General features: G+C 63.1%; 10 protein-coding genes and 1 tRNA gene. 7 read left to right on the top strand and 4 right to left on the bottom strand.

Translation table 11 applies throughout. The annotated features are described in order from the left end of the window. Positions 1–149 precede the first annotated feature (149 nt). Positions 150–827 (top strand): DUF6118 family protein, encoded by a 678-nt coding sequence (locus B2G71_RS20440; protein WP_240530257.1) that lies wholly within the window; start codon positions 150–152, stop codon positions 825–827. A 79-nt stretch (positions 828–906) separates the two neighbouring features. Here the strand turns inward: B2G71_RS20440 and B2G71_RS23855 are convergent, their stop codons facing one another. The 3 genes from B2G71_RS23855 to B2G71_RS20425 form a co-directional block, all read right to left on the bottom strand. Further along, complete coding sequence (locus B2G71_RS23855; protein ID WP_141521639.1) at positions 907–1,668, bottom strand: hypothetical protein; 762 nt, start codon at positions 1,666–1,668, stop codon at positions 907–909. Positions 1,669–1,744: 76 nt separating this feature from the next. Then, positions 1,745–2,929 carry a site-specific integrase gene (locus B2G71_RS20430; RefSeq protein ID WP_098108509.1) on the bottom strand — a complete coding sequence of 395 codons (1,185 nt, stop codon included), beginning with the start codon at positions 2,927–2,929 and terminating at the stop codon, positions 1,745–1,747. Between the two features lie 197 nt (positions 2,930–3,126). Continuing rightward, a tRNA-Tyr gene (locus B2G71_RS20425) sits at positions 3,127–3,212 on the bottom strand. A gap of 181 nt (positions 3,213–3,393) precedes the next feature. On the opposite strand from B2G71_RS20425, the gene rlmB reads away from it, so the two are divergent. Beyond that, positions 3,394–4,191, top strand: coding sequence for a 23S rRNA (guanosine(2251)-2'-O)-methyltransferase RlmB (rlmB, locus tag B2G71_RS20420; protein ID WP_168176423.1), 798 nt, complete (start codon positions 3,394–3,396; stop codon positions 4,189–4,191). Between the two features lie 42 nt (positions 4,192–4,233). Next, positions 4,234–5,079 carry a hypothetical protein gene (locus tag B2G71_RS20415; RefSeq protein WP_098108507.1) on the top strand — a complete coding sequence of 282 codons (846 nt, stop codon included), beginning with the start codon at positions 4,234–4,236 and terminating at the stop codon, positions 5,077–5,079. Here the strand turns inward: B2G71_RS20415 and B2G71_RS20410 are convergent. After that, positions 5,076–5,267: a hypothetical protein gene (locus B2G71_RS20410; protein WP_098108506.1), complete on the bottom strand. Its 192-nt coding sequence runs from the start codon at positions 5,265–5,267 to the stop codon at positions 5,076–5,078. The two genes, B2G71_RS20415 and B2G71_RS20410, sit on opposite strands and share 4 nt — an antisense overlap. A gap of 876 nt (positions 5,268–6,143) precedes the next feature. Here B2G71_RS20410 and rpsB point away from each other — a divergent pair. From rpsB to frr, 4 genes are all read left to right on the top strand, one after another. After that, positions 6,144–6,902, top strand: coding sequence for a 30S ribosomal protein S2 (gene rpsB / locus B2G71_RS20400; protein WP_098108504.1), 759 nt, complete (start codon positions 6,144–6,146; stop codon positions 6,900–6,902). A 101-nt stretch (positions 6,903–7,003) separates the two neighbouring features. Further along, entirely contained in the window at positions 7,004–7,927 is a 924-nt protein-coding gene (gene tsf, locus B2G71_RS20395; RefSeq protein WP_098108503.1) for a translation elongation factor Ts, read from the top strand. Between the two features lie 248 nt (positions 7,928–8,175). Beyond that, positions 8,176–8,898, top strand: a complete 723-nt coding sequence (gene pyrH, locus B2G71_RS20390) for a UMP kinase (RefSeq protein ID WP_098108502.1) — start codon at positions 8,176–8,178, stop codon at positions 8,896–8,898. Positions 8,899–8,901: 3 nt separating this feature from the next. Further along, the gene (frr, locus tag B2G71_RS20385) at positions 8,902–9,459 is read left to right on the top strand and encodes a ribosome recycling factor (protein WP_098108501.1); all 558 of its coding nucleotides are present in this window, start codon (positions 8,902–8,904) and stop codon (positions 9,457–9,459) included. Positions 9,460–9,471 lie beyond the last annotated feature (12 nt).

Raw genomic sequence — 9,471 nt, 5'->3', positions numbered from 1 at the left:
CAAACAGGCGGCATAAACAACAACTGGGATTAGCTTAACTCAGCCGCCAAACTGTCCAAGAAGGCGGAACCACCTCTGACCACATCGAAGAAGTGCAACTGGACCTCGAAGTCGAGGAACCGCCCGCGCCGAGACCAGAACCGGAGCCGGTGACCGAGTCCGACCCGGCAACGGAAGCCTTCGCTCGTCTTGAAGGCGAGATGGCGATGGTACGCCATACAGTCCAGAACATGGCCAGGGAACGAGCCGACATGGTGATTCCGGACTACACGGCCACGCTCGGCCAAATGGCCGATCAACTGGCACAGGTCTCCAAGACGCTGACCGCAATCGGCAACAAGCCCGCCATCGAGCTGACGCCGGAAGATATCGCGGTTCAGATCAAGCGCGCCTCTCTCGACATGCTGCGCGACAGTAGCGACCTGTTCCGGCAGGGCCGCAAAGACCTGGACAATGTAACCGGTCGGCTCACAGTTATTGTCGGGCGCGTCCGCGCAGAGGCCGAACAGACGCGCCAGACCTGGCGCTTTGCAGGCTTAGGGCTGGCTGCCGGTATCCTGCTATGGTCGATCTTGCCCGGCACCATTGCACGCACCATGCCCGAAAGCTGGCACTGGCCCGAACGAATGGCTCGCAAGGCTGTTGGAGAGCCGACAATCGTGGACGCCGGAATACGGTTGATCCGGTCTCAGAACCCCGAAGCCTGGGAAGAACTGGCTACAGCGCAGCGCATCCTCAGTGCAAACCGCGAGGTGCTCGAACGCTGCAACGAGCGGGCGCGAGAAGTGGGGCATTCGGTCAGTTGTGCGATCCAAGTGGCACCGTAGGGCGCTATCGCAATCGCCGAATACTATACTCTCTTGGCCCTACAGCCCATTTGCTCTCGATTCGTTATCGCGGGATCATTTACTGAACTGGATCACGAAGACTCGCCTCCCAAATCGCTTGCATTTGGCTTGGCGGGTTTAACAAGCACCATATCTTTCGCACGATCGTATCACGCAGTTTTGCCATGTCGGGGTAGTCATATACGCAAACCATCGCTTCGAAGATGCCGCGCTTTGGTTCGTATTCGGCGTGGATGCGTTGGTCAGCCAGAGCTTGATCTATGACACTTTGATCTTTCATCCAATTGTTTAGAAGCGTTTTCACTGAAGGGAAATCAGACAGATTTTCAAACTTTTTCGCGTTATCGACTTCATTCACCATGTGATACGCTAGAAGTTGGCCGTTGCCTTGAAAGATTGAGTCCGCAATTCGGCCCGCAACATGATCGAAGCCTTTGTCATTGAGATCCGCAATGAAAAGCGGTCGCTTTCCATTAAATCGGTTTTCAGCAAGAATCCTACATTCGCGCAGTTCCTGTGCTAACGGAGCAGCAAATTCGTTGCCTTGTTGCTTATCGAGCTTCACAGCAGTTTCTAGATCGGTGATCGCGTCTTCGAACATCAGTCGCCAGCGATACAACTTCGCTCGGTTGATGAGCGGTGCAGGATTCGGGTTTGCTTCAATCGACCTCGTGTAGAGCGCTATCGCGTCGGCGGTACGATACTCGCTGGCCGCTCTCATACCCTGCTCGAAAAGGTGCTGACCGGTTTCGTACGCGGGCGATTGAGGCGCGCCTCCGCCAAACAATTTTCTGAACAAAACTAAACCCTTCCGATTCAAATCAAAGCTGCAAGTGGCTTAAGATGCGATATCTACAATGTCACCTAGGTGGAGGATCAATTTTGGGCATACCGGCTTAAGCATGGGCACCAGAACAGTATTCTCCCCACGCATCCATCAGCTTCACTCTCGCGCCTGGATTCTCGGGCGTGCCGAGATAGGTCGTTCGCCGATACGCGGCCTGCACAGCATCCGGCGTCTTGTGCGCTAGTGCCGCTTCGACAACTGCGTTGGGGAAGCCTTCGTTCGCCGCCCAGTCGGTAAAGCTGGAGCGGAAACCGTGGACGTGGAAAGGCTCCTGCATATCGCGCATGACCTTGAGTAGCGTCATGTTGGACATCGCCGTACCGGTCATGCCAGGGAATACGACTTCGGCACCCTCAAGCCGCATCGCGTCCGCTTTCACAAGAACCGCCATCGCCGCTTCTGACAGCGGCACGATGTGCGCCCTGCTGCGCTTCATGTGTTCGGCTGGAATTGTCCAAAGGCGTTGGTCCAGATCGAATTCATCCCACTTCGCGAGCCGCACTTCCTGCGAGCGAACGCCGGTCAGAATGAGCAGGTCGAGCGCCAAACGCGAATAGGATGGTTTGCGACGCAGCGCGGTCAGGAACGGAGGAACGGCGACGTATGGCATCGCCTTGCGGTTTTCAGGTTTCTTGACCTGTCGCGGCAACCCTCGCCCCGCTTTCAGGCTACTATTGCCCGATGGAGCTTCTGTAGAGCGCCAGCCCTTTGCGTGGGAGTAGTCGAGGACCGCGCAAATCCGGTTACGAACCTGACGGGCTGTTTCGGGGATTTCCTGCCAAATCGGGGTGAGCACCCCGATAATGTCGGCAGCAGTGATTCCGCCGGTCGTCATGTCGCCCAGTTTCGGGAAGGCGTAGTTCTCCAGACTGGCGAGCCATTGACGACCATAGACATCGCTTTTCCAGCCCGCCTCGTTCTCCGAATGATATTGGGTAGCGGCTTCGCGGAAGGTGACCTTGGCAGCGTCCTCGTCCTTGCGCTCGGTCAGCACATCCCGCTTTTCGACCTTTACCGCCTTGCGGAGTTCCGCCGCTTTGGCGCGCGCTTCGGCGAGCGTAACCAGCTTCGCGCTGCCGACGCCGATATCTCGTCGCTTACCATCCTGTTGGAGTCGCAAATTCCAGTAGGCACCACCGCGTTTGTCCACTTTCAGGAATAATCCGTCACCGTCCTGATAGGTGCCCGGATTCGCCAAAGCTGCCTTGACCGCTACCGCCGTGAGTTTGCCCATTGCTCTACCCCCACACTTTTCGGGACCGAGTTGCGAAACCAAAGTGTGGGGGTAAGCTACTTTACCCCCACATTACCCCCACACTTGGCTCCGGTTGCAGGCAAATTGCAGCGGTCAAACGCGGACGGTAATGGCGATAATACCCTTGGTTTTCTGCGATTTCTAGGGCTTTTCGGAGATGTGCTGAGAAAGGGCGGTGGTGGACAGGGCTGGATTCGAACCAACGTACGCTTGCGCGGGCAGATTTACAGTCTGCTGCCTTTAACCACTCGGCCACCTGTCCACACCGGTTCGCGGAAAAATCAGGGGAGGGATCTGGCCCGCCCCGCGCCCCCCGAGGGGAGCATTCCTGCCGAGAAGGCGCGCTCATGGCGAAGCGAACCTTGCCTGTCAATGGGGTCGCTGGCAGGAGCGCGCCTCGGGACGCGAAACTTTTGCGTCGAATGCCAAAAAAAGGACGAGACATGGCGAAGCGCGGGTCGGACAAATCCGAGCGGGCCCTCAGGGGCCGGGCCGGGCGCATGCGCGGCGGCAGGGGCAGCGGACGCGCCTCGCGCGGGCAAGTGCGCTTGTGGGGCCGCCACGCGGTGGAAGCCGCACTGATGAACCCCGACCGGCAGCACCACAAGCTCTGGGCCACGCGCGAGGGCGTCGAATCGCTGAGCGGCGATCTGCCGCCCGACTTTCCCGTCGAATGGGCCGACGTTGCCGATCTCGGCCGGCTCGTCGCGCGCGACGCGCCGCACCAGGGGCTGGTGCTCGAGTGCGCGCCGCTCGAGGACATCCACCTCGCCGACGTGCTCGATGCCGACCCGGCGCGGCCGCTGATCGTGCTCGACCAGGTCACCGATCCGCACAACGTCGGCGCGATCCTGCGCTCCGCCGCTGCGTTCGACGCCTGCGCCATCGTCACGCAGGACCGCCACGCGCCGCCCGAATCGGGTGTGCTGGCGAAGTCCGCTTCGGGCGCGCTCGAGATCGTGCCCTGGGCGCGCGTGGTGAACCTCGCCCGCGCGCTCGAGGAAATCGCCGAAGCCGGGTACTGGCGGATCGGCCTTGCCGGCGAGGCCGAGGCAACGCTTGCCGACGCGCTTCCCGCAGGCCCCGTCGCGCTCGTGCTTGGCGCCGAGGGCGAGGGCATGCGCCATAATATCGAGCAGCACTGCGATGCACTGGCGCGCCTGCCGATCAGTGAGGCGATGGAAAGCCTCAACGTGAGCAATGCGGCCGCGATTGCGCTATACGCTGCGGCGACGCGCTGAAGGAGGCACCTTCGGCCAAACGCTGGCAGGCAGGGGGAGATCATGAAGCTTGTACACAAACGGCGGACGGCGGCGGCGGCACTGGTCGCCTTGCTATCGCTGGCACTGAGCGCGTGCCTTTTCGCACCGGGACGGTTCGGCTCGGCGCTCGATGTCAAACGCGATGGGAGCTTTCGCTTCAGCTATGCGGGCGAACTTTATCTGATGCCGCTGATGAAGGCGGCGGAGAAGGCCAAGTTCACGCCTGAGCCGTGCTACGACGACGAGACCGGCGAGGCGCGCAAATGCAACAGCGCCGATCTCGATCGGCAGCGCAGCGAGTGGGAGGCCGAGCGCCAGCAGGACGCGAAGGGTTCGGCGGCGATGATGGGCATGTTCGGCGGTGTCGATCCGGGTGATCCCGAAGCGCCTGGCGCCTTCGCCGAGACGCTCTTGCGGCAGAAGGGATGGCGCAAGGTCGAGTATATGGGCGACGGCAAGTTCGAGGTCGACTTCATGCTCGAAGGCCGCCTCGACCACGATTTTCTCTTCCCGACCATCGAAGGCTTCCCGATGGCCAACGCGCTCGTCCAGGTCTCGCTGCGCGACGACGGCAGCGTGCGGATCGATGCGCCGGGCTACGGCGCCGGCGGCGGCATGATGGGGGGCATGGCGATGCGCGGGATCATGAGCGGAGCGATGAGCAAGGTCGAGCAGACGTCTACAGAGGCCGACGCAGACGACATGCCGGCGATCGACGGCACCTTCACCATTACCACCGACGCGCAAGTGCTCGCCAACAATACCGACGAGGGACCGCAGCAGACGCCCGTCGGTCAAACGCTCACCTGGAAGGTGAACAACCGCACGCCGGCGGCGCCGACCGCACTGCTGCGGCTGGCAGACTAGCGGACCGCGACGAGATCGGGGCTGCGCGGCGCCGCGATGCGAACGCGCAGCCCTTGCGGTCGCGCGTTGCCGGTCATCCGGCGCGAAAGCGCGACCGCGCGCTTCCACTCGCTGCCCAGAGTGAACGCCGAAACGGCGAGAGCGACAAGACCGAACAGGGGAAACAGAAGCGCAGCAAACGTGATCATCTCGACCTCCTGACTTCGGGGAATTCCTGTGCACCGCCTGTGTGTGCCTTGTGGAAAACCACGAATCGTTCTAAATATGTTCCAGAGGCACGTTGTTCATGCTTTGTTCTATCTAGTCAAGCGTTATTCCCTGCAGCGTGCCCATCGTGTCCGTTCGCGGCGGCATCCCTCGCGAGCCTTGGCATTCAGGCCGTTTTGCACGGCTTGGCGAAGTGATGAAGGCGGTGCGCGGGGAGTTTCGCCGTCCCGCTGGTGCGCCGGCGGGATTTTCGCCTCGGCAGCGCAGGCGGTGCGGACAGGGCGTGCCGCTTGCCGATCGCATGAAACCGCATGGTGACGCGCATCCTCTCGTCCGGGACGGCGACGTGCCGCCACAGCGAACGGATTTCCGGGCCCGCGCGGCATAGGCTCTGGCGGGTCAATGTGAGCGCGATTGCGGCGGCGGCTGCGAAAAGCAGCGATATGAGTGAGGTCATGACGTGCTCCGTCGGTCTTGCCCCCGATGGATTCGTTGCGTGGCGGCGTGGCGCTTCGCTCCGGGATCGCCGCGCGAACCGGCCGGCTTACCGCCGCCGCGCGTCCGCAAGCCGCCCGCGCATGTGCCTGCGACCTGACTAATCGCAGGAAAATCAAGATGTTCCTCGATTTGTCGGGGTTAGTAAGCAAGTTGCGGCGAATCGACTTTGCCTCGGGGCGAAGCGAGGGGCTGGATTTTCGCAGCGCAACTCGCTAAGGCCCGCGCCGCCGACCAATGTCTGTTTCCGAATCGCGGGCAGGCGGGCGGCAAATCCACATGGGACGCGCCCATACCGGTGCCGCAGCAGGCGAACTGCACGGTTCCAGCGTCCCAGAGGTCGAACCGGAAAGGAACTACTTATGGCGGCTCCCGTCGTCACCATGCAGCAATTGATCGAGGCCGGCGCGCACTTCGGCCACCAGACGCACCGCTGGAACCCGCGGATGAAGCCGTACATCTTCGGCGCCCGCAACGGCATCCACATCATCGACCTGTCGCAGACCGTGCCGCTGATGGCGCGCGCGCTCGAGTTCATCTCGGCCACCGTCCAGGCGGGCGGCAAGGTCCTGTTCGTCGGCACCAAGCGCCAGGCGCAGCAGCCGATCGCCGAAGCCGCGCGCGCGTGCGGCCAGCACTTCGTCAACCACCGCTGGCTGGGCGGCATGCTCACCAACTGGAAGACGATCAGCCAGTCGATCAAGCGCCTCAAGAGCCTCGAGGAACAGCTTTCGGGCGACACCGCGGGCCTCACCAAGAAGGAAGTGCTCCAGCTCACGCGTGAGCGCGACAAGCTCGAGCTTTCGCTCGGCGGCATCCGCGACATGGGCGGCATTCCCGACGTGATGTTCGTGATCGACGCCAACAAGGAAGATCTCGCGATCAAGGAAGCCAACGTGCTCGGCATTCCGGTCGTCGGTGTCCTCGACACCAATGTCGACCCCAATGGTATCGCTTTTCCGATTCCGGCCAACGACGACGCCAGCCGCGCCGTTCGCCTTTACTGCGAGGCCGTGGCCCAGGCCGCGACCAAGGGCGGCCGCGAGGCCCAGGTCGAATCGGGTATCGACATGGGCGCGCTCGACGAGCCCGCGGCCGAAGAGGCCGCCGCCGAGGCCTGATCGACCCGCGTGTCGTCATGAGCCCCACGGCGTCATGAGACTGTCGCGCGCCGGGTCCATGGGCCCGGCGCGCCTGCAAACTTTACAAGAGGATAATCGCGATGGCTTACACCGCCGCTGACGTTAAGAACCTGCGCGAGAAGACCGGCGCGGGCATGATGGACTGCAAGAAGGCGCTCGACGAGGCCGATGGCGACTTCGCGGCCGCCGAGGATGCGCTGCGCGTCAAGGGCCTCGCCGCCGCCGCCAAGAAGTCGAGCCGCACCGCGGCCGAGGGCCTCGTCGGCGTCGCCGTCGAAGGCACCAAGGGTGTCGCCGTCGAAGTGAACTCCGAGACCGACTTCGTCGCCAAGAACGACCAGTTCCAGGACTTCGTGCGCAAGACCACCGAGGTCGCGCTCACCGTCGCGGGTGACGACGTCGAGGCGCTCAAGGCTGCCGCCTATCCGGGCGGCACCACCGTCGGCGACGCGCTCACCAACAGCGTGGCGACGATCGGCGAGAACCAGCAGATCCGCCGCATGAAGACCGTCGAGGTCGCCAATGGCGTCGTGGTTCCCTACATGCACAACGCGGCCGCGCCGAACCTCGGCAAGATCGGCGTGCTCGTCGCGCTCGAGAGCGAGGCTTCGACCGATGTCCTCGAAAACCTCGGCAAGCAGCTTGCGATGCACATCGCCGCCGCGTTCCCGATGGCGCTCACCGCCGACGACCTCGACCCCGAGATGATCGAGCGCGAGCGCAAGGTCGCGGCCGAGAAGGCGGCCGAGAGCGGCAAGCCCGAGAACGTGCAGCAGAAGATGGTCGAAGGCGCGGTCGCCAAGTTCGCCAAGGAAAACGCACTGCTCAGCCAGGTCTTCGTGATGGACAACAAGACCCCGGTGCAGCAGGTCGTCGATCAGGCCGGCAAGGAAGCGGGCAGCAAGATCGTCCTCAAGGACTTCGTGCGCTTCCAGCTCGGCGAAGGCATCGAGAAGGAAGTCAGCGACTTCGCGGCGGAGGTCGCGGCGGCCGTTCAGGGCTGACCTTCGTTTCTTTCTCAAGATTATCGGCAAGGGGCGGGAACGGTTCGTTCCCGCCCCTTTTCGGTTTGTGCGGACCGGTGGGGCTTGCCGGGCGATCCGTCCGGCGGCGTGACGCCGGGCGCCGATCCCCGGCGCGGGAACCGGCGGTAATCCACGGGCATTCCACCAGTGCGAACCGATCAGGTCCTTGGCATTTTCCGCCGTGCCCCCTAAGGGTTGGCCGCGTTCATTCCCGAGATCACGAGCCCATGCCCCAGCCAGCCTACAAGCGCATCCTCCTGAAGCTCTCGGGCGAAGTGCTCATGGGCGAGCAGCAATTCGGGATAGATTCGGGGTTCGTCGCCGAACTCGCCGCCGAAGTGAAGGCGGCCAAGGACACGGGTCTGCAGATCTGCCTCGTCATCGGCGGCGGCAACATCTTTCGCGGCATGGCGGGCGCGGCCCGCGGCATGGACCGAGCGCAGGCTGACTACATGGGCATGCTGGCGACGGTGATGAACGCGCTCGCGATGCAGAACGCGCTCGAGCAGCTCGGCGTCGATACGCGGGTGCAGTCGGCGGTGCAGATGGACCAGGTCTGCGAACCCGTCATCCGCCGCCGGGCCGAGCGCCATCTCGAAAAGGGCAGGGTGGTGATCTTCGCGGCGGGCGTGGGCGCGCCCTACTTCACCACCGATTCCGGCGCGGCGCTGCGCGCGGCGGAAATGCAGTGCGACGCGCTGCTCAAGGGGACCAGCGTCGACGGGATCTACGACAGCGATCCCAAGACGAACACCTCGGCCAAGCGTTACGACAGCGTCGACTATGATACGGTACTCGCGAACAACCTGAAGGTCATGGACGCCTCTGCCGTGGCGCTTTGCCGTGACAACAACATACCGATCGTGGTGTTCTCGATCCGGGAGAAGGGAAATCTCGCCCGCGTGCTCTCGGGCGAAGGCACCCAGACGATCGTCCAGAAAGGAGCCTGAACCATGGCCAAGTACGACAAGGCCGACCTCGAACGTCGGATGAAGGGCGCGGTCGACGCGCTCAAGCACGACCTTTCGGGCCTGCGCACCGGCCGTGCCAATACGACCCTGCTCGATCCGATCACGGTCGAGGTCTACGGTTCGCAAATGCCGCTGAACCAGGTCGCGACGGTGTCCGCGCCCGAGCCGCGCATGCTCTCGGTGCAGGTCTGGGACAAGTCGAACGTCGGCCCGGTCGAAAAGGCGATCCGCTCGGCGGGGCTCGGGCTCAACCCGATCAACGACGGCAATACGATCCGCCTGCCGATCCCCGACCTGACGCAGGAGCGCCGCAAGGAACTCGCCAAGCTCGCCGGGCAATATGCCGAGAAGGCGCGCGTCGCCATCCGCAACGTGCGCCGTGACGGCAACGAGGCGCTCAAGGCCGACGAGAACAAGAAGGAAATCTCGGAGGACGACAAGAAGCGCGGCGAGGACGAGGTGCAGAAACTCACCGACGAGATGATCAAGGCCGTCGACGAGGAACTGGCGCGCAAGGAAAAGGACATCCTGAGCCAGTGAGGCTCCGGGAGC

The sequence above is a fragment of the Novosphingobium sp. PC22D genome, assembly GCF_002556635.1.
Classification (GTDB): Bacteria; Pseudomonadota; Alphaproteobacteria; order Sphingomonadales; family Sphingomonadaceae; genus Novosphingobium.
Note: the sequence above shows the minus strand (reverse complement) of the source record. Positions and strands in the feature narration are given on the sequence as shown.

What these genes read in the sequence shown, in the direction of transcription:
- B2G71_RS20430 (WP_098108509.1), bottom strand. Translation starts at nt 2,929, where the DNA reads ATGGGCAAACTCACGGCGGTAGCGGTCAAGGCAGCTTTGGCGAATCCG.
- B2G71_RS20415 (WP_098108507.1), top strand. Translation starts at nt 4,234, where the DNA reads ATGAAGCTTGTACACAAACGGCGGACGGCGGCGGCGGCACTGGTCGCC.
- B2G71_RS20410 (WP_098108506.1), bottom strand. Translation starts at nt 5,267, where the DNA reads ATGATCACGTTTGCTGCGCTTCTGTTTCCCCTGTTCGGTCTTGTCGCT.
- tsf (WP_098108503.1), top strand. Translation starts at nt 7,004, where the DNA reads ATGGCTTACACCGCCGCTGACGTTAAGAACCTGCGCGAGAAGACCGGC.
- frr (WP_098108501.1), top strand. Translation starts at nt 8,902, where the DNA reads ATGGCCAAGTACGACAAGGCCGACCTCGAACGTCGGATGAAGGGCGCG.
- pyrH (WP_098108502.1), top strand. Translation starts at nt 8,176, where the DNA reads ATGCCCCAGCCAGCCTACAAGCGCATCCTCCTGAAGCTCTCGGGCGAA.
- rlmB (WP_168176423.1), top strand. Translation starts at nt 3,394, where the DNA reads ATGGCGAAGCGCGGGTCGGACAAATCCGAGCGGGCCCTCAGGGGCCGG.
- rpsB (WP_098108504.1), top strand. Translation starts at nt 6,144, where the DNA reads ATGGCGGCTCCCGTCGTCACCATGCAGCAATTGATCGAGGCCGGCGCG.